Origin of the sequence: Cognatilysobacter bugurensis (genome assembly GCF_014652095.1) — a bacterium.
GTDB lineage: Bacteria > Pseudomonadota > Gammaproteobacteria > Xanthomonadales > Xanthomonadaceae > Cognatilysobacter > Cognatilysobacter bugurensis.
Map to the genome: position 1 here is coordinate 956,699 of NZ_BMYD01000001.1, position 22,129 is coordinate 978,827.

At 68.4% G+C, this 22,129-nt stretch carries 19 protein-coding genes and 2 tRNA genes; 8 read left to right on the plus strand and 13 right to left on the minus strand.

All coding sequences use genetic code 11. The features are described 5' to 3' along the window. The first annotated feature begins 97 nt into the window (after positions 1-97). Positions 98-919: a hypothetical protein gene (locus IE075_RS04350; RefSeq protein ID WP_189453653.1), complete on the plus strand. Its 822-nt coding sequence runs from the start codon at positions 98-100 to the stop codon at positions 917-919. Positions 920-1,205: 286 nt separating this feature from the next. Continuing rightward, positions 1,206-1,505: a hypothetical protein gene (locus tag IE075_RS04355; RefSeq protein ID WP_189453655.1), complete on the plus strand. Its 300-nt coding sequence runs from the start codon at positions 1,206-1,208 to the stop codon at positions 1,503-1,505. A gap of 111 nt (positions 1,506-1,616) precedes the next feature. Here IE075_RS04355 and IE075_RS04360 read toward each other — a convergent pair whose 3' ends face one another. Both IE075_RS04360 and IE075_RS04365 read right to left on the minus strand, forming a co-directional pair. Then, entirely contained in the window at positions 1,617-3,974 is a 2,358-nt protein-coding gene (locus tag IE075_RS04360; RefSeq protein WP_189453657.1) for a Tex family protein, read from the minus strand. Positions 3,975-4,220: 246 nt separating this feature from the next. Then, on the minus strand, positions 4,221-4,880 hold the full coding sequence (locus IE075_RS04365) for an arylesterase (RefSeq protein WP_189453659.1): 660 nt from the start codon (positions 4,878-4,880) through the stop codon (positions 4,221-4,223). 66 nt (positions 4,881-4,946) lie between these two features. Between IE075_RS04365 and IE075_RS04370 the strand changes: the two genes are divergently transcribed. Next, the gene (locus tag IE075_RS04370) at positions 4,947-5,669 is read left to right on the plus strand and encodes an ABC transporter ATP-binding protein (RefSeq protein WP_189454792.1); all 723 of its coding nucleotides are present in this window, start codon (positions 4,947-4,949) and stop codon (positions 5,667-5,669) included. After that, positions 5,666-8,170, plus strand: coding sequence for an ABC transporter permease (locus IE075_RS04375; protein ID WP_189453661.1), 2,505 nt, complete (start codon positions 5,666-5,668; stop codon positions 8,168-8,170). The genes IE075_RS04370 and IE075_RS04375 overlap by 4 nt, the downstream gene beginning before the upstream one ends. 111 nt (positions 8,171-8,281) lie before the next feature. Here the strand turns inward: IE075_RS04375 and IE075_RS04380 are convergent, their stop codons facing one another. The 5 genes from IE075_RS04380 to ppsR all read right to left on the minus strand — a co-directional run bounded on the left by IE075_RS04380 (position 8,282) and on the right by ppsR (position 10,346). Continuing rightward, positions 8,282-8,542 carry a hypothetical protein gene (locus IE075_RS04380; RefSeq protein WP_229792309.1) on the minus strand — a complete coding sequence of 87 codons (261 nt, stop codon included), beginning with the start codon at positions 8,540-8,542 and terminating at the stop codon, positions 8,282-8,284. Between the two features lie 132 nt (positions 8,543-8,674). Continuing rightward, a tRNA-Glu gene (locus IE075_RS04385) sits at positions 8,675-8,750 on the minus strand. A gap of 68 nt (positions 8,751-8,818) precedes the next feature. Beyond that, positions 8,819-8,894: transfer RNA gene (locus IE075_RS04390), tRNA-Ala, on the minus strand. 45 nt (positions 8,895-8,939) lie between these two features. Further along, a complete protein-coding gene (locus IE075_RS04395) occupies positions 8,940-9,434 on the minus strand; it encodes a DUF1249 domain-containing protein (RefSeq protein ID WP_189453665.1) in 495 nt (164 codons plus the stop codon). 90 nt (positions 9,435-9,524) lie between these two features. After that, entirely contained in the window at positions 9,525-10,346 is an 822-nt protein-coding gene (gene ppsR, locus IE075_RS04400) for a posphoenolpyruvate synthetase regulatory kinase/phosphorylase PpsR (protein ID WP_189454794.1), read from the minus strand. A gap of 130 nt (positions 10,347-10,476) precedes the next feature. On the opposite strand from ppsR, the gene ppsA reads away from it, so the two are divergent. Both ppsA and IE075_RS04410 read left to right on the plus strand, forming a co-directional pair. Further along, positions 10,477-12,855 carry a phosphoenolpyruvate synthase gene (ppsA, locus tag IE075_RS04405; RefSeq protein WP_189453668.1) on the plus strand — a complete coding sequence of 793 codons (2,379 nt, stop codon included), beginning with the start codon at positions 10,477-10,479 and terminating at the stop codon, positions 12,853-12,855. Positions 12,856-12,971: 116 nt separating this feature from the next. Beyond that, a complete protein-coding gene (locus IE075_RS04410; RefSeq protein ID WP_189453670.1) occupies positions 12,972-13,865 on the plus strand; it encodes a mechanosensitive ion channel family protein in 894 nt (297 codons plus the stop codon). A 134-nt stretch (positions 13,866-13,999) separates the two neighbouring features. On the opposite strand, the gene orn is transcribed toward IE075_RS04410, so the two are convergent. Then, positions 14,000-14,611: an oligoribonuclease gene (orn, locus tag IE075_RS04415; protein WP_229792310.1), complete on the minus strand. Its 612-nt coding sequence runs from the start codon at positions 14,609-14,611 to the stop codon at positions 14,000-14,002. A 32-nt stretch (positions 14,612-14,643) separates the two neighbouring features. On the opposite strand from orn, the gene IE075_RS04420 reads away from it, so the two are divergent. After that, on the plus strand, positions 14,644-15,102 hold the full coding sequence (locus IE075_RS04420; RefSeq protein ID WP_189453672.1) for a DUF2721 domain-containing protein: 459 nt from the start codon (positions 14,644-14,646) through the stop codon (positions 15,100-15,102). 9 nt (positions 15,103-15,111) lie between these two features. On the opposite strand, the gene tadA is transcribed toward IE075_RS04420, so the two are convergent. From tadA to folD, 4 genes are all read right to left on the minus strand, one after another. Further along, positions 15,112-15,609, minus strand: a complete 498-nt coding sequence (tadA, locus tag IE075_RS04425; protein ID WP_268244908.1) for a tRNA adenosine(34) deaminase TadA — start codon at positions 15,607-15,609, stop codon at positions 15,112-15,114. Positions 15,610-15,934: 325 nt separating this feature from the next. Beyond that, positions 15,935-17,503 (minus strand): glutamine-hydrolyzing GMP synthase, encoded by a 1,569-nt coding sequence (gene guaA, locus IE075_RS04430; protein WP_189453675.1) that lies wholly within the window; start codon positions 17,501-17,503, stop codon positions 15,935-15,937. A 118-nt stretch (positions 17,504-17,621) separates the two neighbouring features. Next, positions 17,622-19,079, minus strand: a complete 1,458-nt coding sequence (gene guaB, locus IE075_RS04435; RefSeq protein ID WP_189453678.1) for an IMP dehydrogenase — start codon at positions 19,077-19,079, stop codon at positions 17,622-17,624. A gap of 236 nt (positions 19,080-19,315) precedes the next feature. Beyond that, complete coding sequence (folD, locus tag IE075_RS04440) at positions 19,316-20,197, minus strand: bifunctional methylenetetrahydrofolate dehydrogenase/methenyltetrahydrofolate cyclohydrolase FolD (protein WP_189453680.1); 882 nt, start codon at positions 20,195-20,197, stop codon at positions 19,316-19,318. 107 nt (positions 20,198-20,304) lie between these two features. On the opposite strand from folD, the gene IE075_RS04445 reads away from it, so the two are divergent. Next, positions 20,305-21,126, plus strand: coding sequence for an alpha/beta hydrolase (locus tag IE075_RS04445; protein WP_229792311.1), 822 nt, complete (start codon positions 20,305-20,307; stop codon positions 21,124-21,126). Here IE075_RS04445 and IE075_RS04450 read toward each other — a convergent pair. Then, positions 21,118-22,071 (minus strand): DUF2272 domain-containing protein, encoded by a 954-nt coding sequence (locus IE075_RS04450; RefSeq protein ID WP_189453682.1) that lies wholly within the window; start codon positions 22,069-22,071, stop codon positions 21,118-21,120. The genes IE075_RS04445 and IE075_RS04450 overlap by 9 nt on opposite strands. Positions 22,072-22,129: the final 58 nt, after the last annotated feature.

Genomic DNA, 22,129 nt, shown 5'->3' on the forward strand with positions numbered 1-22,129 from the left:
TGAATCATCCGCTAACGCAAGCGCACGTGACGCAGTTTCTGCGACGCCGCGCGGCGACGATTCCCGCGCGGCGTCCGGCCGCGCTGTGGCGTGCACCATGTCTGCCGTTGTGAGCGACACCGTAAAGATCACGAGCCACGACCTCTGCGTGGCACTCAAGCTCGAGCATCCCGCTGATGAGTACGTCACGGTGTTCGAAGTGCGCGAGGCCGCCGGCAGCGCGATGGGATCGCGCGCGGACGCGTTGGTGCTATCGCTGTGGGCCTCGCGCGGTCTCGATATCACGGGCTTCGAGTTCAAGTGCAACCGCGGCGACTGGCTGGCGGAGCTGAAGAACCCGGAAAAGGCGGACCGCATCGCACGGTATTGCGACCGTTGGTGCCTGTTTGCAGCGCCCGGCGTCGTGCGTGAGGCTGAACTGCCGATCGGCTGGGGCCTGTGGGAACTCTCGGCGAACGGGACCATCCGACGTCGCGTGGCCCCGGCCTTGCGCGAAGCCGAAGCGATGCCCCGCGCCTTCGTCGCCTCGTTGCTGCGCTCGCGGCATCGACTCGACGCCGATGACCTTGCGGCGTTGAACGCAAAGCACCGCGAACAATGGGAGCGCGAGCAGCGCGCGCGTGAGGCGGAGTCGCCGGCCACGCTGGACGCGGCCACGCGTCGCGACCTCGAGCGCCTGCGCACCGGCCTGCGCAAGCTCGACGAGATCCGCGAAGCGACCGGCATCGACCTGACCACCTACACGCCGTCGCGGCAATGGATCGAGCGCATGCGGCTGGCCGACAGCGTCGCGCTTGAGCACAAGCTGCGCCTGCTGCGCGATCTCTTCGGTGATCACGACCTGCGCAAGCGCATCGAGCAGGCGCTCCAGGCGGACGCCGAGGACGCCCGCCGCCCCGGCGATCGGGGCCCTCGCTAACCCGAGTCCGACGGACGATCGCGGCGGCTGCAGTCACGCTGTAACCGGTCGTCGACTGAGCTCCGCCGTTACGCGTGGCGAAGGCGACCGAACAGTCTGTGCGCTCCGCGCCTGCATATCCCCGCGCGAAACATGCGCACAAGCCCACATCGCGGCTGAACCGCCGTCGGCGATCGCGCGCTCTGTGACCGGGATCCCGGAGAGGCGCCGGGCGGGCCGCGATGATGCGATCCTCTCGCGACGCGCCTCCCCCGCCGCGCGTCCCGCACGACGACAAGGAATCACGATGGAAACGACAACGCAGACGCAGGCACCGGCTCGCAAGATTGGACTCAAGCAGGGCCTGGTCCTCGCCGCGTTCTGTCTCGCTTTCACCGCCGGCCTTGGCTTCGCATTGCACAGCGCAGGGCGCGACCCGTGGCAGGCGGCGGACATGTTCGTACCGCTGTTCGTCGGCGCGCTCATCGCCTCGTCCGGCCTGCACCCGGCGCGCAGCCCGAAGCTGCTCGCCACCGTGGTCGGCGGCGCCGTGGGTCTGATGATGCTCACGCAGTGGGCGACGCCGATGCTGCGCGCCAGCGCCTGACGCGACGAAGCTCGGGCGCGTTGTCAGCGCCAACAAAAAGCCCGTCCTGAGACGGGCTTTTTTTATGCCGACGCCCCGCTCGCCGGCCGGGCGGAAGCGGCGTGGGCCTTACTACGAGTCCTGCTTCGCCCGGGCAAAAGCCGCGGCAAGCGCGTTGTTCGCGGGCGCCAGCTGCTGACGCGCGGGGGCGCCGCGGCCGCGATCGTCTCGACGCGGCTGCCCCGCGCCGCGCGGCTCGCTCCGCACGTCGCCGCGAGGCTCGCTGCGCGGCGCGGGCACCGAATCGTCGAGCCGGCGGCTGAGCGCGATGCGCTTGCGCGCGACGTCGACCTCGAGCACGCGCACCTTGACGATGTCGCCGGCCTTGACCGCCTCGCGCGGGTCCTTGATGTAGCGGTCGGCCAGCGCCGAGATGTGCACGAGACCGTCCTGGTGCACGCCGATGTCGACGAACGCGCCAAATGCGGCGACGTTCGTGACCACGCCCTCGAGGATCATCCCCGGTCGCAAGTCCTTGATCTCTTCGACACCGTCCGCGAAGCGCGCGGCCTTGAACTCGGGGCGCGGGTCGCGGCCCGGCTTCTCGAGTTCCTTGACGATGTCGCGCACGGTCGGCACGCCGAACTTCTCGTCGGTGAACTGCTCGGGCTTGAGCTGGCGCAGCACGGTGATATCGCCGATGAGCTGCTTGATGTCGCGCCCCGCCGTTTTGAGGATGCGCTCGACGACCGGATACGCCTCGGGGTGCACCGATGAGGCGTCGAGCGGTTCGTCGCCGCCGGCGATGCGCAGGAAGCCCGCGCACTGCTCGAACGTCTTCTCGCCCAGGCGCGGCACGTCGAGCAGCGACTTCCGCGTGCGGAATGCGCCGTGCTGGTCGCGGTGGCGCACGATGTTCTCCGCAACCGTCGTCGACAGGCCCGAAACACGCGTGAGCAGCGCGGCCGAAGCCATGTTCACATCGACGCCGACCGCATTCACACAGTCCTCGACCTTTGCGTCGAGCGCGCGCGCGAGGCGGAACTGATCCACGTCGTGCTGGTACTGGCCAACACCAATCGACTTCGGCTCGATCTTCACGAGCTCGGCCAAGGGGTCCTGCAGGCGGCGGGCGATCGACACCGCACCGCGGATCGACACGTCGAGATCCGGGAATTCGCGCGCGGCCAGTTCCGACGCCGAGTACACCGACGCGCCCGCCTCGCTCACGACGATCTTCGTGAGCTTGAGTTCGGGCGCGAGCTTGATCAGATCGCCCGCGAGCTTGTCGGTCTCGCGCGAGGCCGTGCCGTTGCCGATCGCGATGAGCTCGACACGGTGCTTCGCGCACAGCGCGCGCAGCGTGTGCAGGGACTGGTCCCACTGCCGGCGCGGTTCGTGCGGGTAGATCGTGTCGGTGCCGACGAGCTTGCCGGTCGCGTCGACGACGGCCACCTTCACGCCCGTGCGCAGGCCCGGGTCGAGGCCGAGCACCGCGCGCGGGCCGGCCGGCGCGGCCAGCAGCAGGTCCTTGAGGTTGTGGCCGAACACGTCGATCGCCTCGGCCTCGGCCTTCTCGCGGGCCTGAGCGAACAGGTCGAGCATGAGGTGCAGGTGGAGCTTCGCCTTCCACGTGAGGCGACACGCGTCGAGCAGCCACTTGTCGGCCGGGCGGCCCTGCGGCTTCACACCCGCGAAGTGCGCGACGCGGCCTTCGGCCTGCAAGTGACCGGCCTCGGCGTCGTTGCCGGGATCGAGATCGACAAAAATGATCTCCTCGCGGCGCGCGCGGAACAGCGCGAGCAGGCGATGCGAGGGGATCTTCGACAAGGGTTCGGCGTGGTCGAAGTAATCGCGGTATTTCGCGCCTTCGTTCTCCTTGCCTTCCGCGACCCGCGAGCGGATTACGCCGACGTCCCCGAGCCACTGGCGCAGGTCGCCGACGAGCGCGGCGTTCTCGCCCCAGCGCTCCATGAGGATCGCGCGCGCGCCGTCGAGCGCGGCCTTCGCATCGGGGACGCCCTTGTCGGCATCGACAAATTGCGCCGCGAACGCCTCGGGCACCTGCGTCGGGTCGGCGAGCAGGCCGTCGGCCAGCGGCTCGAGCCCCGCCTCGCGCGCGATCTGCGCCTTCGTGCGGCGCTTGGTCTTGTACGGCAGGTAGAGGTCCTCGAGGCGCGCCTTGCTTTCGGCGGCTTCGATGTCGGCGCGCAACTCGTCGGTCAGCTTGCCCTGCTCTTCGATGCTCGACAGCACCGCGGCGCGGCGGTCTTCGAGCTCCCGCAGGTACGACAGGCGCGTCTCGAGGTTGCGCAGCTGCGTGTCGTCGAGACCGCCGGTGACTTCCTTGCGGTAGCGCGCGATGAACGGGACGGTCGCGCCTTCGTCGAGCAGCGCCACGGCCGAGCGCACCTGCGCGGGCTGGGCGCCGATCTCGGCGGCAATGGTGGCGGCGATCTTCGAAGCGAGCTGGGCTGTTGCGTGCGACATGGGTCAACCGGTGGCGCCGGCCGGGGCCGGGGAGCCGCCGATTGTGGCGACCGAGCCGCGCCGACGTAAGCCGTTGACAGCCGGCGCGGAGCCGCAATCGTGCCCGGGCTCACAAGACCGGTGCGAGACGGCATCTGCAAGCGGGCCCGACACCCGGGCGTGGCATCCGCGCGGGCTCGCCCGCCCGGGCGCTCAACGCAAACGGGGCCCGCAGGCCCCGCTCTCGTCATCCATGCAAAGCCGGCCTCAGCGCAGCAGCGGGGCGAGCTTCGGCCACACGTGGTCGCGCAGCTTCGGCTGGGCCGCGGCCGTGGGGTGCAGGTTGTCGCGCTGGAACGCGCTGCGGTCGAGCATGATCGGCTCGAGCAGGAACGGCACGAACGCCACGTCGTGCTTCTTCGCCACCGCGCGGAAGTTCTCCTCGAAGCCCTTCGTGTACGCGCCGCCGAAGTTCGGCGGAAGCCGCATGCCGATCAGGAGCACCCGCGCGCCCGCGCCTTTCGCGGCGGTCACCATCGCGTCGAGGTTCGCGCGCGTCTGGGCGAGCGGCAGGCCGCGCAGGCCATCGTTCGCACCGAGCTCGATCACCACCACGTCCGGCTTCGCACGCTTCAACTCGCGTGCAATGCGCGACTTGCCCCCGGCCGTCGTCTCTCCACTGACGCTCGCATTGACCACGCGCCAGCCGGGCGCCTGCTGCTGGATGCGGTCCTCGGTCAGCGCGACCCAGCCCTGCGACGTCGGCAGGCGGTACGCGGCCGACAGCGAGTCGCCCATGACGAGCACCGTGCGCGAACGCGCGCTTTCCTCGGGCTTTGCCGCAAGTGCCGGCAACATCGTTGCAAGCAGCAACGCCGTCGCCATCCATTGAACCCACGTCCGCCAAGCCGCATATGCTGGTGTCATGCATTTCTCCCATGGCTGCCGACCGTGGCCGCAGCGCGTCATCCTGGAGGCAACCCCGTGAAGATCATGGCCGAGGCCACCCCGCCCCACGCTGAAGCGTCCACGCGTGCGGTGCTCGATGTTCAGGGCCTTGGCAAGCGGGTCGCATTGCCCGGCAGCGAACTCGTGATCCTCGACTCGATCGACTTCACCATCGACGCGGGCGACACCGTCGCAATCGTCGGCGCGTCGGGCTCAGGCAAAAGCACGCTGCTTTCACTGCTCGCTGGCCTCGACACGCCGTCGCGCGGCGAGGTGCACCTCGACGGCCAAGCGCTCTCGAACCTCGACGAGGACGGCCGCGCCCAGGTGCGCGCCGAGAAGGTCGGCTTCGTGTTCCAGAACTTCCAGCTGTTGCCGTCGCTCACCGCACTGGAGAACGTGATGCTGCCGCTGGAACTGCGCGGCGAGCGCGACGTCGAGCGGCCGGCGCGCGAGATGCTCGCCAGCGTCGGTCTCGGCGAACGCCTCGGCCACTACCCGCGCCAGCTGTCGGGCGGCGAGCAGCAGCGTGTCGCGCTCGCGCGCTCGTTCGTCACCGGGCCCTCGCTGCTGTTTGCCGACGAGCCCACCGGCAACCTCGACACGCACACCGGCGAGACGATCATCGAACTGCTGTTTTCGATGAACGCACAGCGCGGCACCACGCTGGTCCTCGTCACCCACGACGAATCGCTGGCCCGCCGCTGCGCCCGGCGCCTGCGGCTCGATGCCGGCCGCCTCGTCGCCGACGACCGGCAGCCGCAGTGAACGCGCTCGCGCTCGCCTGGCGCCAACTGCGTCGCGACCTTCGCGCGGGCGAGGTCCGCATCCTGCTCGCGGCGCTCGTGATCGCGGTGCTCGCGGTGACCTCGGTGGGGTTCATCACCGACCGGGCCGAGCGCGGACTTGCGATCGAAGCGAACCGCCTGCTCGGCGGCGACGCGGTCGTGCGCGGCGATGCGCCGATCGAAGGAGACGTGGGCCGGGCCGCGGCCGCGCCGGCGCTGCGCAGCGCGCGAACCCAGGAACTGCAGACGATGGTGCGCGTCGGCGACGGCGACAGCGCACGCCTGCAGCTCGGCGACCTGCGCGCGCTCGGTGCCGGCTATCCGCTGCGCGGCAGCGTGCGGATTGTCGACGCCACCGGCGCCGAGCGCGACGCGGACGCCGTGCCCGCGCCTGGAACCGCATGGCTCTCGCGTGCCGGTGCGGACGCGCTCGATGCCCGCATTGGCGACACGATCGCCCTCGGCGACCGCAGCTTCCGGCTGACCGCGCTGGTCGTGCAGGAGCCCGACGCCGCGCTCGACTACTTCGACGTCGCACCGAAAGTCTTCATCGCGCTCGACGAGCTCGCGTCGACGGGCCTTGTCCAGGAAGGCAGCCGCATCCGCTACCGGCTTGCGGTGGCCGGCCCACCGGATGCCGTCGAGCGCTTCGTGTCGGCCGCAAAGCCGGCTCTGGATCGCAACCAGCGCCTCGAAACGATCGGCGACGCACGCCCGGAACTGCGTTCGGCGCTCGACCGCGCGGGGCGGTTCCTCGGGCTCGCCGCGCTCGTGTCCGTCGTGCTGGCTGCCGTCGCCGTGGCCATGGCCGCACGTCGCCACAGCGAACGCCACCGCGCAGGTGCGGCGGTGATGCGTTGCCTCGGCGCAAGCCAGCGCACGCTGGTCATCGTGCACGTCGGAGAACTGCTGATGCTCGGCGTGGCTGCGAGCGTGCTGGGCGTTGCGATTGCCTTCGCGCTGCAGTGGGGCGTCGGCGGCTGGCTCGAACGCACCCTCGGCACGACGATTCCGGCGGCCGGCTGGCGCCCGGCCCTCGAAGGCCTTGGCGTCGGCCTCACCGTGCTGCTCGCGTTCGGCGCCCCGCCCGTGCTCGCCCTGCGTCGCGTGCCTGCGCTTCGCGTGCTGCGCCGCGATCTCGATGCCACGGAGCCGAGCGCATGGATCGTCGGCGCACTCGGACTCGGCGGGCTCGCGACGCTGCTGTGGTGGAAGGCCGGCTCGCCGACGCTCGCGGGCGCGATGCTCGGCGGCATCGTCGTGACACTGGCCGTGCTCGCCCTGCTCGGCTGGGGCTTGGTCGCCTTGCTGCGCCGTGTTCGCACGCGCCTGCGGGGCAGCCTGCGTTATGGCCTCGCCAATGTCAGCCGGCGCGCGGGCACGAGCGTCGCGCAGATCGCCGCGCTCGGCCTCGGGCTCATGGTGCTGCTCCTGCTCACGTTCGTGCGCACGGACCTGCTCGATCGCTGGCAGGTCACGCTGTCCGCCGAAGCGCCCAATCGCTTCATCGTCAACGCGCAGGCGGATCAGATCGACTCGATCCGCGCGTTCATGCGTGAGCGCGGCGTCGCGCCGCCCGAGCTTTTCCCCATGATTCGCGCCCGCCTGGTCGCGCATAACGGCGCCGCGGTGGCGGGCGACGACTTCGAGGAAGGCCGCGCGCGGCGCTTGGCCGAGCGCGAGTTCAATCTCTCCGTGACCGACGCCCTGCGCGACGACAACACGGTCACCGCAGGTCGGTTCTGGACGCGTCGCACCCCGGCCACGCCCGAACTGTCGGTCGAGGAAGGGCTGGCCGAATCGCTGGGCTGGGGCGTCGGCGACACGGTGAGCTTCGACATCGCGGGACAGCCGTTCGAAGCACGCATCACCAGCCTGCGCGAAGTCGAGTGGGAAAGCTTCCGCCCGAACTTCTTCGTGGTGGCGTCGCCGGGCTCGCTCGACGGCTACGCCGCCAGTTACATCACCGCGGTCAAGGTGCCGCGCACCGACGGGCGCTTCACCGCTGCGCTCGTCGCGCAGTTCCCGAATCTCTCGGTGATCGACATCGACGCCGTGCTCGACCAGGTGCGTAGCACGGGCGACCAGGTCGCCACGGTGGTGCAGGTCGTCTTCTGGTTTGCGCTCGCGGCCGGCGTGCTCGTGCTCCTCGCCGCGATCAGTGCCAGCCAGGACGAGCGTCTGCTCGAAGGCGGAGTGATGCGCGTGCTCGGTGCGAGCCGGCGGCAGCTGCGATTGGCGCAGGCGTCGGAGTTCGCTGCGATCGGCCTGATCTCCGGGCTGACCGCGGCAATCGCCGCCTCCGTGCTCGCGGGCGTCGTCGCAGTGCGCGTGTTCGACCTGCCCTGGGCGCCGGACTGGCGCCTCGCCGCAGCCGGCGCCACGGCCGGCATGCTGGCCGCGCTCGTCTCCGGACTGTGGGCAACGCGGCGCGTGCTGGACGCGCCGCCGTCCGTGACTCTGCGCGAGCTGCACTCATAGGGTTGCCGGCGGGCGGACCACGGTGCGATGGCCGGGAGTCCGCCGTGGGCGCACATGAGCAAGGTGCGCGCCTGCCGCCTGTCCGGTCGTGTCCGGCGGATGCGGGCTCGCTTACTGATCCTTCGTAGGGTCGATCGGATCGATCGGCGATTCGAACGGACTTTCGATGACCCCCTGGCTCGCGAGCATGCGCTGGAGCTCGGTGCGGACGTAGGCGCTGCGTTCCTCGCCGGCGACCTCGGCGATTTCCCGCGCCTGCGGGTCGAATGCTTCCAGGAACGCCTCGCGCGAGGCCGCGTCAGCAAGCATCGACGGCAGGCGGCTCTCGAGTCCGTACAGCAGGCTTTGAATGTCGTCGGGCGCAGGGGCCATCGCAAGCTTCCACAACGGGCGTGCGAGCAAGCTAAGCGACACCGGCATGAGCGCGCGATGAAGTGCCGCCCGGATGCATACACGCGAAAAAGCAGAAGGGCCGCCTTTCGGCAGCCCTTCTGTTCTGAATAGTGGCGTCCCCACGGGGATTCGAACCCCGGTCGCTACCGTGAAAGGGTAATGTCCTAGGCCTCTAGACGATGGGGACGCAGTAAAACCAAAATCGGACGATACAACCGGCCTGAGCCCGACTTCTTAGCGCTTCTTTCCAACCAGTGGTGGAGCCAGGCGGGATCGAACCGCCGACCTCCTGCATGCCATGCAGGCGCTCTCCCAGCTGAGCTATGGCCCCACTGGGCTGGAAAGTCCGCTACTTTAAGCAGCACGTTTCACATCGTCAAGCGGTCTCGCACAAGGTCGACGAATTTTCATCGAGTCGGCGCAGCGTCGCCGCCCCGTGCCCCCGCTCGGCGAGATATTCGAGCCACTTGCCAAGGAACGTGTTCATCCGCAGGCGGTGGCCGATCAGCAACGCCGGCGGCGGGAACATGCCGATGACGTCCTGCCAGCGACGGCCCACGTAGCAGTTCGTCGCCTCCAGCTGCCGCGTGTCGTGATAAAGCCGCAGGTGCGCCGACGGATCCGGCTCACCGGTCACCGGATCGACGATCGCATACGTGATCCGCAGCTCCGTCGTGTATGGGTGCTGCTCGATGATCTCCAAATGCAGCGGCAGCCCGTCGCCCGTGTCCGAGCGGTAATGCCCCACGGCGAGGCTGCGCGGCGCGAACATCCGCACCAGCCGCGCCTCGTTTTCGGTGTACAGCGCCATGAGCCATCCGAGGCGATCGAGCTTCGGAACAAGGGCGTGTCGGGCAACGGTCGAAGTCATGTTTCGATGCTACACGCGGCCCGCGTGACGGACCGTGCCGACACATGAATCGCCTGTTGAATCTCGAAATCTGCGACGCGCGGCCGCGGTTCAGAACATCTCGCGCCGGATGTTGAACGTGGTCAGGATCTTGCTCGCGATCTCCTCGATCGACGTGTGCGTCGTGCTGAGCGTCGGGATGCGCTCGGCCCGGAACATCGCTTCCGCGGCCGCGACCTCGCGGCGACACGTCTCGATGTTCGCGTAGCGCGAGTTCGGGCGACGCTCCTGACGGATCTGGTTCAGGCGCTGGGGGTCGATCGTCAGTCCGAACACCTTGTGCCGGTGGGCGCGCAGCCGCGGCGGCAGCCGGTCGTGATCGAGGTCCTCGTCGACGAGCGGGTAATTCGCCGCGCGAATGCCGTAATGCAGCGCGAGGTAGACGCAGGTCGGCGTTTTGCCGGCGCGCGACACGGCGACCAGGATCACGTCCGACTCGTCGTAGTCCAGGCTCTGCCCGTCGTCATGCGTCAGCGCGAAGTTCATTGCGTTGATGCGTCGGTGGTAGGCGTCGAAGTCCACGATCGCGTGCGCACGCCCCATGTGGCGCTGACGCATCTGGCCCAATTCGCGCTCCAGTGGATCGATGAACGGCGCGAAGACGTCGAGCACCAGCGCCCCGCTCTCGCACACGGCGGCGCAGACGTCGCTGTTTACGCACGAGTTGATCACGATGGGTCTGGCACCGTGCTGCTCGCCCACGGCACGGACTCGGGCAGCGATTTCTTGCGCGCGCTCGACCGTATCTACGAACGGATAACGTTCACTGACGAAATGAGTGTCCGTGAACTGCGTGAGCAGGCTGTGCCCGATCGTCTCGGCCGTGATGCCGGTGCCGTCGGATACATAAAAAACGGGCCTGATCGCCAGCATCTTGAACCTCGCCATGTCGTTAGGACCGCAAAAAAGTCCGTCGGATCAAACTTGTACGCACCCGACGCACCGGCGATCATATCCGGCTAGCGCGCAGTGGCACGCGCATGCCCCTTTCGGAGACCGTTGCTTGAACGAGAACATCCTGTGGCTGCAATCCCTGCGGCTGTCCGATCTCGCCCGTGTGGGCGGCAAGAATTCCTCGCTAGGGGAGATGATCGGAAACCTCGCGAACCTCGGCGTTTCCGTGCCCGGAGGTTTCGCGACCACGGCAGAGGCGTTCAAGGCGTTCATCGCGCATAACGACCTGCATCAGCGCATTTTCGACAAACTCGCGACGCTCGACGTCGAAGACGTCGGCGCGCTGACGATCGCGGGCAAGGAAATCCGCGACTGGGTCATCGGCGCCCCGCTTCAGCCCGAGCTCGATCGCGACATCCGCACCGCCTACCGCCAGCTGTGCTCGGAAAACGGCGGTGGCGACGTTGCCGTGGCCGTCCGCTCGTCGGCGACCGCCGAAGACCTCCCCGATGCCTCGTTCGCGGGACAGCAGGAAACCTTCCTCAACGTGACCGGCGAAGACGACGTCGTCCTCAAGGTCAAGGAAGTGTTCGCGAGCCTCTACAACGACCGCGCTATCGCGTACCGCGTGCACCACGGCTTCAAGCACGAGGACGTGTTCCTGTCCGCCGGCGTGCAGCTCATGGTGCGTTCGAACGTCGGCTCGTCCGGCGTGCTGTTCACGCTCGACACCGAGTCCGGTTTCCGCAACGTCGTGTTCATCACGTCGAGCTATGGCCTCGGCGAAATGGTCGTCCAGGGCGCGGTAAATCCCGACGAGTTCTACGTCTACAAGCCCACGCTCGGCGAAGGCAAGCACGCGATCCTGCGGCGCGGCATCGGCGCCAAGCAGCTGCGCATGGTGTATTCCGACACCCCGGGTGAGCGCGTCCGTATCGAAGACACGCCTGCGGAGCTGCGCAACCGCTTCTCGATCAGCGACGAGGACGTGCACGAGCTCGCACGCCAGGCGCTGACGATCGAGCAGCACTACGGCCGCCCGATGGATATCGAGTGGGCGAAGGACGGCGTCAGCGGCAAGCTCTTCATCGTGCAGGCTCGCCCCGAGACGGTGAAGTCGCGAGGCAAGGCAACGCAGATTGAGCGCTACCAGCTCATGGAGCGTGGCCCGGTCATCTGCGAAGGCCGCTCGATCGGCCAGAAGATCGGCACCGGTGTCGCGCGCGTCGTGCGCTCGCTCGACGACATGAGCCGCGTGCAGCCGGGTGACGTGCTCGTCGCCGACATGACCGACCCCGACTGGGAGCCGGTGATGAAGCGCTCGGCCGCGATCGTGACGAACCGCGGCGGACGCACCTGCCACGCGGCGATCATCGCGCGCGAGCTCGGCGTGCCGGCGGTTGTCGGCACCGGCAATGCGCTCGATACGATCAAGGACGGCCAGCTGGTCACGATCTCGTGCGCGGAAGGCGACACCGGCTTCATCTACGACGGAGCCCTGCCCTTCGAGCGGCACGTCGCTGACCTGGAGCACATGCCGCCGGCACCGCTCAAGGTCATGATGAACGTCGCGAACCCAGAGCGCGCGTTTGACTTCGCGATGCTGCCGCACGCAGGCGTCGGCCTGGCGCGTCTTGAGATGATCATCGCCAGCCACATCGGCGTGCATCCTAAGGCGCTGCTCGAGTACGACCGCCAGGACGCCGACGTCAAAAAGAAAATCGACGAACGCACCGCGGGCTACTCGAGCCCGGTGGATTTCTATGTCGACCGCCTTGCCGAGGGCATCGCGACGATCACCGCGTCGTTCGCGCCGCACCCGGTCATCGTGCGCCTGTCGGATTTCAAGTCGAACGAGTACGCGAACCTGATCGGCGGCTCGCGTTACGAGCCGCATGAAGAGAACCCGATGATCGGCTTCCGCGGCGCGAGCCGCTACGTCGATCCGAGCTTCACCGAGGCGTTCGCGCTCGAGTGCCGCGCGGTGCTCAAGGTGCGCGAGCAGATGGGCCTGACGAACTGCTGGGTCATGATCCCTTTCGTGCGCACGCTCGGCGAAGGCCGCAAGGTGATCGAGGTGCTTCGCAACAACGGCCTCGAGCAGGGCAAGGACGGGCTGAAGATCATCATGATGTGCGAGGTGCCGTCGAACGCACTGCTCGCCGAGGAATTCCTGGAGATCTTCGACGGGTTCTCGATCGGCTCGAACGACCTGACCCAGCTCACGCTTGGCCTCGATCGTGACTCGGCCATCGTCGCGAGCCTGTTCGACGAGCGCGACCCGGCGGTCAAGAAGATGCTCTCGATGGCGATCTCGGCCGCGAAGGCGAAGGGCAAGTACGTGGGCATCTGCGGCCAGGGCCCGAGCGACCACCCGGACCTCGCCCAGTGGCTCATGGAACAGGGCATCGAGTCGGTCTCGCTCAACCCCGACACGGTCGTCGACACTTGGCTGCGGCTCGCCAAGGCAAAGGCCGCGGCCGCCTGAGCCGAGCGGATATCGAAAGGCTAACGGTGCACCCGTTAGCCTTTCGCATGGCACACGCCCCGCTCCTGCGGGGCGTCTCGTTTCTACCGACCCAATTTCGAGGCAGAGGTACGCGTATGCAGTGGCTGGAGACCCTGGAAGGCATCGACTGGCGGGCGTTTGCAGTGGGCTGGGGCCTCAAGATCCTGGCGGCGCTTGTGATTCTGGGCATCGGCTTGCGGCTCGCGCAGTGGGTCACGAACATCGCCGAGCGCGCGCTGAGGCGTGCCCACGTCGAAGCGACCGCCGTGCAGTTCCTGCGCAAGGTCGCCTACGTCGCGCTGCTGGTTTTGCTCGCGCTGACGGTGCTCAGCGTCTTCGAAGTGCCGATGACGTCCGCGTTCGCGGTGCTCGGCGCAGCGGGTCTCGCGATCGGCCTCGCGCTCAAGGATTCGCTGTCGAATATCGCATCGGGTGTGATGCTCGTGACGCTCAAACCCTTCCGCGTCGGCGACATCGTCACGATCAACAACGAGACCGGCAAGGTCGAGGAAATCAGCATCTTCCAGACCCGTCTGCGCGGCGCGGATAACCAGACGATCGTGCTGCCGAACAGCCTCGTCACGAACGACTCGATCATCAATCTGACGCCCGACACGATGCGCCGCATCGAGCTCATCATCGGCATTGCGTACACCGCGGACATCGACGTCGCGCGCGAGCGGGCGCTCGACGTCATGCGCGCCGACCGGCGCGTGCTCCCCGATCCGGCGCCCGACGTGCTCGTCTACATGCTGGCCGACAACAGCGTCAACCTCGGAATCCGCTGCCACACCCTCAATGCCGACTTCTTCATTACGAAGTGCGAATTGACCGAGCGCATCAAGAAGACGTTCGACGCGGCCGGCATCGGGATCCCGTTCCCGCAGCGCGACGTGCACGTCTATCACCACTCGCCGCGCGACGGCAGTGTCATCGACCCGCGGCAGATTGCCGCTGCCGGCAAGCCTTCGCCCCCGGCCGAGGTTTAAGTTCTGCTGGGCCGCCCGCCAGTTAAGGCGGCCCAGTTTCCGCAGTTGGCAGTTCGCTTGCCTACGCGGATGCGTGGCGGGCCCCGGCAGCGCTTAGCGCAGTCGAACGCCGAACGCGCGAGGCATCTCCGGCGTCAACCTTGCTGGACGACGCCCGCGCCGGCGAGGCGCCCCATGAAGCCGCGGTAGTGGCGCAGCTCGGCGATCGAATCGTGGACATCGCTGAGCGCGGTGTGTTTCGCCTCCTTTCCCAGACCCGCGAGGACTTCAGGCGCCCAGCGGCGCGCGAGCTCCTTCAGCGTGCTGACGTCGAGGTTGCGGTAGTGGAAATACTTCTGCAGCCGCGGCATTTCGCGATGCAGGAAGCGTCGATCCTGGCAGATCGAGTTGCCGCACATTGGCGACGCGCCCGCGGGAACCCACTGCTCCAGGAACGCGAGCGTGCGCTGCTCGGCCTCCTGCATCGACACGCCCGCGTCGAGCGAGCGCTGCCAGAGACCGGACTTGCGGTGCTGGTTGCGGTTCCACTCGTCCATCGCTTCGAGCCGCGCCAGCGGGTGCACGATCGCGAGCTCGGGGCCTTCGGCAAGGACGTTGAGCTCGGCGTCGGTGACGACGGTGGCGATCTCGAGGATCGAATCGTTGTCGGTGTCGAGCCCCGTCATCTCGAGGTCGATCCAGATCAGACGGTGGTCCTTGTTCGAAATGGCGGCCATGCGCTCGCGATGCAGTCGGGGACCGCGCATGATAGCCGAGCCGATTCCAACGCTTGTCGACCATGCCCGACTCTCCTGCCCTTGGTCATTACGCCATCCTGACCTCGATGCTGGCCCCCGCCCTGCTCATGGCCGCGACTGCATCGCTGCTCGTGTCCGCGAATGCGCGGCTCGCGCGCGTGGTCGACCGCCTCCGTGCGCTCATCGTCGCGTGGGAGTACGACGCGCCCGATCGGGACGTGCGCGACTCGCAGATCAAGCGCCACCGTCAGCGCGCGCAACTCGTGTTGCGCGCGTGCCAGCTGCTGTATGCCGGGCTCGGCGCGTTCGTCGGGACCAGCCTCGCGCTTGCGATCGACGCGTTCCTGCAGTTCCGTCTCGGCGTGCTGCCCACCGTGCTCGCAGTGCTCGGCGTGAGCTTCCTGCTGCTGGCAAGCGTCGCGCTCGGCAGCGAGGTCAGTCTGTCAGTTCGAAGTTTCGACGAGGAGCTCGACCACGAGCTGTCGCGCCGCCGCGGCTGAAACGCTCGGTCAGATCGGCGGCTTGCCACGCTTGCGGCGGAAGTAGTTCGTGAGCATCGTGCCCGCCTCGATGCCGAGCACGCCGCCTTGCACCGCAACCCGATGGTTGTGCCGCGGGTCGGCAAGCAGATCGAACACGCTGCCGGCGGCCCCCGTCTTAGGGTCGAACGCACCGAAAACGACGCGCGACACCCGCGCATGCACGATCGCCATCGCACACATGGCACACGGCTCCAGAGTGATGTAGAGCGTGGTGCCGATCAAACGGTGGTTGCCGAGGCGCTGTCCGCCTTCGCGCATCGCAACGATCTCCGCGTGCGCGGAGGGGTCGCGATCGGTGATGTTGCGGTTCGAGCCTTCGCCGAGCAGATCGCCGTCGGCCGACACGAGCACGGCGCCGACCGGGATCTCGTCGTCTTCGCGCTCGGCGCGCTCCGCGAGCGCAAGAGCGTGGCGCATCCAGCGCTCGTCGTTCGGGTCGAGGGAATCGCAGGTTGTCAGGCTCACGCCGCGACTCGATTGAGTGACAGGCGGGTGTCCACGGCGGGACGGCTCGTTCTTTGAACGGCCGGGTCGCGCCATCCATTGCCGGCCGGTAAGTGACCTGCAAGCCACTGGCTCGATTCGACGCAGCCATCCATGGCGCGAAACCGCGAACTGCCGAGGGTCGGGCCCGGCCATCCAGGGCCGGTTAGTAGATCACCTGCGGGCCATAGGCTCGGTCGACCGCAGCCTTCCGTGGCGCAACATCCGGACCTTCCGAAGGCCCGGCCCCGCCATCCACGGCCCGGCAGTAGGCGACCCGCGAGCCAACAGCTCGCGAGCGGGTTGCCTACTCCCATTCGATCGTCGCGGGCGGCTTGCCGCTGATGTCGTAGACGACGCGCGAGACGCCGCGCAGCTCGTTGATGATCCGAGTCGACACGTGGCCGAGGAATTCGTACGGCAGGTGCGCCCAGTGCGCGGTCATGAAGTCGATGGTCTCGACCGCGCGCAGGGCGATGACCCACTCGTATGCACGCGCGTCGCCGACGACGCCGACGGACTTGACCGGCAGGAACACCGCGAACGCCTGGCTGACCTTGTCGTACAGGTCCGCGCGGCGCAGTTCCTCGATGAAGATGTGGTCAGCCTTGGCCAGCAGTTCCGCGTGTTCCCGGCGCACCTCGCCGAGGATGCGCACACCCAGACCCGGGCCCGGGAACGGATGCCGGTAGACCATCGAACGCGGCAGGCCGAGCTCGACGCCAAGCCGGCGCACTTCGTCCTTGAACAGTTCGCGCAGCGGCTCGACGAGCCCGAGTTTCATGTGCTCCGGAAGCCCGCCCACGTTGTGGTGGCTCTTGATGACATGCGCCTTGCCGGTCTTGCTGCCGGCCGACTCGATCACGTCGGGGTAGATCGTGCCTTGCGCGAGCCAACGTGCGTTCGCGAGCTTCGACGATTCCTCGTCGAAGATCTCGACGAACAGGTTGCCGATGATCTTGCGCTTGGCCTCCGGATCCTCGACGCCGCGAAGGCGGTCGAAATAGCGATCGGCGGCGTCGACACGGATAACCTTCACGCCCATGTGCTCGGCGAACATCGCCATCACCTGGTCGCCTTCCTGCCAGCGCAGCAGGCCGGTGTCGACGAATACGCAGGTGAGCTTGTCGCCGATCGCGCGGTGCAGCAGCGCTGCGACGACGGACGAGTCCACGCCGCCGGACAGGCCCAGGATCACCTCGTCGTCGCCGACCTGCTCGCGCACGCGCGCGATCTGGTCTTCGATGATGTTCGCGGCGGTCCACAGCGTGCGGCAACCGCAGATGTCGACGACGAACCGGCGCAGCAGCGCTTGGCCGGATTTCGTGTGCGTGACTTCGGGATGGAACTGCACGCCGTACCAGCGCTTGTCCTCGTTCGCCATCGCGGCAACGGGGATGCGGTCGGTGCGCGCGGTAATTGTGAAGCCCGGCGGCGCCTTCGCGACGTGGTCGCCGTGGCTCATCCAGACATCGAGCTTGCGCGGCGGACCGGCGTGGTTCTCAAGGCCGTCGAGCAGCGCGTCGGCGGCAACCAGCTCGACCTGCGCATGGCCGAACTCACGCGCGTCGGCGGCTTCCGTCGCACCGCCGAGCTGCGCGGCGAGCGTCTGCATGCCGTAACAGATGCCGAGGATCGGCAGACCCGAATCGAATACCTGCTGCGGTGCGCGCGGCGCGCCTTCGATCGTCGTCGACTCCGGGCCGCCCGACAGGATGATGCCGTTTGCGCCGAAACCCGCGATCTCGTCCGGGTTGTGGTCCCACGCCCACACCTCGCAGTACACGCCGATCTCGCGGATGCGGCGGGCAATCAGCTGCGTGTACTGCGCGCCGAAATCGAGGATGAGGATCTTGTCGCTGTGGATGTTCTGCACGGGGCTCGGTTCGCCAGTGGAGTTCGACGCAAAGGCGGGCCGATGTCGCCCGCCGCTCGGGGCGATCGGCGCGGGACCGCGAGCAGTGTCGCGGTCCGCAAGCCGATCCCGCGCACCGTCAGGTGCGGTAATTCGGCGGTTCCTTCGTGATCTGGACGTCGTGCACGTGGCTCTCGCGCGTGCCGGCGCTGGTCACGCGTACGAAGCTCGGCTTCTTGCGCATCTCGTCCATCGTCGCGCAGCCGACATAGCCCATCGTCGCGCGCAGGCCGCCGGCGAGCTGGTGCACCACGTTGCGCAGCGGGCCGCGGTACGGCACGCGGCCTTCGATGCCCTCGGGCACGAGCTTGTCGGCATCGGACGCGTCCTGAAAGTAGCGGTCCTTCGACCCCTGCTCCATCGCGCCGAGCGAGCCCATGCCGCGGTAGCTCTTGTAGCTGCGGCCCTGGAACAATTCGACCTCGCCGGGCGCTTCCTCGGTGCCCGCGAACAGGCCACCGACCATCACGCTCGATGCGCCTGCGACGATCGCCTTGCCGATGTCACCGGAATAGCGGATGCCGCCGTCGGCGATCAGCGGGATGCGGTCCTGCAGCGCCTCGGCGACCATCGACACCGCGGTGATCTGCGGCACGCCGACACCCGCGACGATGCGCGTGGTGCAGATCGAACCCGGGCCGACGCCGACCTTCACCGCGTCCGCGCCGTGGTCCATCAGCGCGAGCGCAGCATCGCCCGTCACGATGTTGCCGCCGATCACCTGCACCTGCGGGAAGCGCGTCTTGACCCACTTCACGCGGTCGAGCACGCCCTGCGAATGGCCGTGCGCGGTGTCGACCACGATCACGTCGACGCCTGCCGCGACGAGCGCTTCCACGCGCGCCTCGGTGTCGCCACCGACGCCGACGGCCGCGCCGACGACCAGGCGTTCGCTCGCGTCGTAGGCCGCGTTCGGGTTGTCGCGCTTCTTCTGGATGTCCTTGACGGTGATCAGGCCGCGCAGCGCGAATTCGTCGTTGACGACGAGCACCTTTTCGATGCGGTGCTTGTGCAGCAGCTCCAGCACTTCGTCGTCCGACGCACCTTCGCGCACGGTCACGAGCCGATCCTTCTTGGTCATGATGTGGCGGACCGGATCGTCGAGCTGCTTCTCGAAGCGCATGTCGCGGCTCGTGACGAGGCCGACCAGATGGCCGCCTGCGTCCACCACGGGCACGCCCGAGATGTTGCGCGCGCGCGTGAGCTTGAGCACCTCGCCGATCGTGGTCTCGGGGCCGACGGTGAACGGCTGTTTGATCACGCCGGCTTCGAACGTCTTGACCTGCGCGACATGCGCGGCCTGCGCCTCGACCCCCATGTTCTTGTGGATGATCGAGATGCCGCCGAGCTGCGCCATGGCGATCGCGAGCCGCGCCTCGCTCACGGTGTCCATCGCCGCCGACAGCAGCGGCAGGCGGATCGCGAGATCGCGGGTCAGTCGGGTGGCGAGCGAAACGTCCTTCGGCAGGACGGTGGAATGCGCGGGGACGAGCGACACATCGTCGAACGTCAGCGCTTCAGCCTGGATGCGCAGCATGGGCGGTCCCGAAGGGATGAAGCACGCCATTGTAGCCGCTGGGCGACCGCTCGGGTTTCGGCTTTTTTGAACCGCCTATGCCGGTTGGCGCAGGTTTGGGGTGGCGCGCCTCGACCAGCGTCCGGCGACGCCGCATCCAGCCGCGCCGGCTCGGCGTGCAGACCCAGATCCGAGGCTGAGCTACCTCGGCAAATCCGATCGACGCTCGGCGAACGGCAGCCCCGCCGCGAGCCCGATCAGCTGCCCGCAGCCTCGGCCGCCTCGAGCGTGTTCTGCATCAGCGTGGCCACCGTCATCGGCCCCACCCCACCGGGCACCGGCGTGATCCAGCTCGCGCGCTGGGCCGCGGCGTCGAAGCCCACATCCCCGACCAAACGTCCGTCGTCGAGGCGGTTGATACCGACGTCGATCACGACGGCGCCCTGCTTCACCCATTCGCCCGGAACCAGGCCCGGGCGCCCGACCGCAACCACGAGGATGTCCGCGTTCCGGACAGACGCCTCGAGCACGTCAGGCGGCGTGAACTTGTGGCAGCAGGTGACGGTGCAGCCGGCGATCAGCAGCTCGAGCGCCATCGGTCGCCCGACGTGGTTCGACACGCCGACCACCGTCGCGCTTTGCCCGCGCACCGGGCGGTCCGTGTATGCGAGCAGCGTCGTGATGCCGCGCGGCGTGCACGGACGCAGGCCGAACTGGCGCAGCGTCAGGTGCCCGACGTTCTGCGGATGGAAGCCGTCGACGTCCTTGCGCGGATCGATTCGATGGATCAGCGCCGTGGCGTCCCGGCGGTCCGGCAGTGGCAGCTGCACGAGGATGCCGTGCACGTCCGGGTCCGCGTTGAGCCGGTCGATGAGCGCCAGCAGGTCGGCGTCGCCCGTGTCTGCCGGCAGGTCGTAATCGATCGCGCGGATCCCCACTTTCTGCGCGGCGCGGCGCTTGTTGCGTACGTACACGCTCGAGGCCGGATCGTCGCCGACCAGCACCACCGCGAGGCCCGGCGGCTTGAGCCCGGCGGCGACGCGTGCGTCGACGCGTGCCTTCAGGTCGTCGAGCAGGTTCTCGGCAATGCGCTTGCCGTCGAGAATGCGGGCGGTGGACGCGTCGGACGTGGCCGTCATGCCGGGCGGGACCTGCGGAGTCGGGCCGGGCATTATCCCCGAATCGCGCAGCTTCGCCGATCCAGCGCCGCGTTCGAAGAGACCTCTCCATGCCCGGTCGCAGCCTGATGCGAGTCACCCTCGGAGCCGTGGCAATTGCGCTCGCGCTCTGGGTTGCGTTGTGCGCGTGGCTGTTCGTGCAGCAGCGGCGCCTGATCTACCACCCCGGCTTCACCCGCACGCCCGCCGCGTCGACGGATTTCTCGATCACGCGCGACGGCGTCGTGCTGCGCGGCTGGCGTGTGCGCGCCGACTGCGCGGACGCCATCGTCTACTTCGGTGGCAACGCGGAAACGCTTCTGCCGATGCGCGAGCGCCTGCGCGCTCTGTTTCCGCATCACGCCCTGTACCTCGTCGCGTACCGGGGCTACGGCGCGAGCGACGGCACGCCGTCGGAAACCGCGATCGTTGGGGATGCGCGCGCGGTGTTCGACATCGTTCGCAGGGCCCACCCCAAGGGCACCGTGACCGTGATCGGCCGGAGCCTCGGCGCGGGCGTTGCAGCGCGGCTCGCATCCGAGCGCGCCGTCGATCGCCTGGTCCTCGTGACGCCGTTCGACCGCCTGTCGACCGTGGCCCAGTCGCACCTGCCGTGGGCGCCCGCACGCTTGCTGCTGCGCGAACGGTACGAGGCCGCCGCGGCAGTTGCGGACCTGCGCACCCCGGTGCTCGTCGCGGTCGCGGGACACGACACCGTCGTGCCGAACGCCAGCACACGTGCCTTGATCCGCGCCCTACCGCGCGCCCCGGGCGTGGTCGAGCTCCCGGGAGCGACCCACATCGATGTCGTCGAGGCACCCGCGTTCAACCGGGCATTGCAGTCGTTCGTCGGCCCCGCCTCAAGCGGATGCGGCGGCGCCAGCGCGCATGCCGATGAGGCTTTAGGGTGACAGCCGCGCGTTCGCTTCGCACCGCACGACGCCGGCGGGCAACGGAACCAGACACGCGGTGCAGCACGAGGGCTCAGAGGCAGGCGGCGCGTTCGGCTTGAGTGCGGGATCGAGCTTCAACAGGGCCGCCCAGTCCTGTCGATTGAGGTTGCACATGGCGGGCCGATCGGGGTCGCACGGATAGTCCTCCGCCGTGCGCTGCGGCAGGCCTCGGAACCGCCCCGCGCGGTTGATCGGCAGTAGCCGCATCGTGACGCCGTGCAGCACGTTGCCGCCGACGACACGGGCGTGGCCGCCATGAGTCGAGACAACAACGTCGCAATGCATGGGGAGCCACTCCGCTGGCCAACGATCGAGCCACCCGCGCAGGCCCGGATGACCGAACAGCGCTTCCGGCTCGCGCACGTAGCAAAGCAGATCGCCGGCGGCCGGCGCTTCAGCTTGCGGATCCGCGAACCGGAACGGGCCTTCGCCCCTGTGTGCTGCGCCAACGAAGTCGATGTGCGCTGCGGACGGCGTGAACCCCGGCGCCCCGGCTTGCGTCATCACGTAAGACACGAATACCGCCGACCACGGCATGTCGACCAGAAACGTTCGGCACAGCGCCACGTTCGCCGGCGGCGCGGTCGTGGCGTCGACCACGCTGCAGTCGGTGCCCTCGGGCAAGAGGGGTGACGGCCACCGGACGCCGCTGTTGCGCCAGTACTGCGCCACCCGATGCCACGCAGGCGTGCCGTCACGAAGCGCCGAGGCTTCGGCCTCCGACACGCCAGCCGCCGCGAGCCTGCCGCTGGCGTCGATAAACGGGGCGTACCAGCGCTCGTGCTCGGTGCACGCGACGGCCGCGATGCGCTCGCCCAGTGTCTCGGCGCGACCGGCCGGAGTGCATGCGATCACGTCGGAGGCGCACAGCGCGCAGGCGACCGCCAGTGCCCAGCGCTTCAAGGCCCCGCCCGCGCGTTTACGCCTCGCGACGCCTGGCAATCGGGTATTCAAGAGTTTC

Coding starts and splice junctions, on each gene's coding strand:
- IE075_RS04350 (WP_189453653.1), top strand. CDS start 98: ATGTCTGCCGTTGTGAGCGACACCGTAAAGATCACGAGCCACGACCTC.
- IE075_RS04395 (WP_189453665.1), bottom strand. CDS start 9,434: ATGACTTCGACCGTTGCCCGACACGCCCTTGTTCCGAAGCTCGATCGC.
- IE075_RS04445 (WP_229792311.1), top strand. CDS start 20,305: ATGCGAGTCACCCTCGGAGCCGTGGCAATTGCGCTCGCGCTCTGGGTT.
- guaB (WP_189453678.1), bottom strand. CDS start 19,079: ATGCTGCGCATCCAGGCTGAAGCGCTGACGTTCGACGATGTGTCGCTC.
- orn (WP_229792310.1), bottom strand. CDS start 14,611: ATGCGCGGTCCCCGACTGCATCGCGAGCGCATGGCCGCCATTTCGAAC.
- IE075_RS04360 (WP_189453657.1), bottom strand. CDS start 3,974: ATGTCGCACGCAACAGCCCAGCTCGCTTCGAAGATCGCCGCCACCATT.
- ppsR (WP_189454794.1), bottom strand. CDS start 10,346: ATGCTGGCGATCAGGCCCGTTTTTTATGTATCCGACGGCACCGGCATC.
- IE075_RS04355 (WP_189453655.1), top strand. CDS start 1,206: ATGGAAACGACAACGCAGACGCAGGCACCGGCTCGCAAGATTGGACTC.
- IE075_RS04410 (WP_189453670.1), top strand. CDS start 12,972: ATGCAGTGGCTGGAGACCCTGGAAGGCATCGACTGGCGGGCGTTTGCA.
- IE075_RS04420 (WP_189453672.1), top strand. CDS start 14,644: ATGCCCGACTCTCCTGCCCTTGGTCATTACGCCATCCTGACCTCGATG.
- folD (WP_189453680.1), bottom strand. CDS start 20,197: ATGACGGCCACGTCCGACGCGTCCACCGCCCGCATTCTCGACGGCAAG.
- IE075_RS04380 (WP_229792309.1), bottom strand. CDS start 8,542: ATGGCCCCTGCGCCCGACGACATTCAAAGCCTGCTGTACGGACTCGAG.
- IE075_RS04370 (WP_189454792.1), top strand. CDS start 4,947: ATGGCCGAGGCCACCCCGCCCCACGCTGAAGCGTCCACGCGTGCGGTG.
- IE075_RS04365 (WP_189453659.1), bottom strand. CDS start 4,880: ATGACACCAGCATATGCGGCTTGGCGGACGTGGGTTCAATGGATGGCG.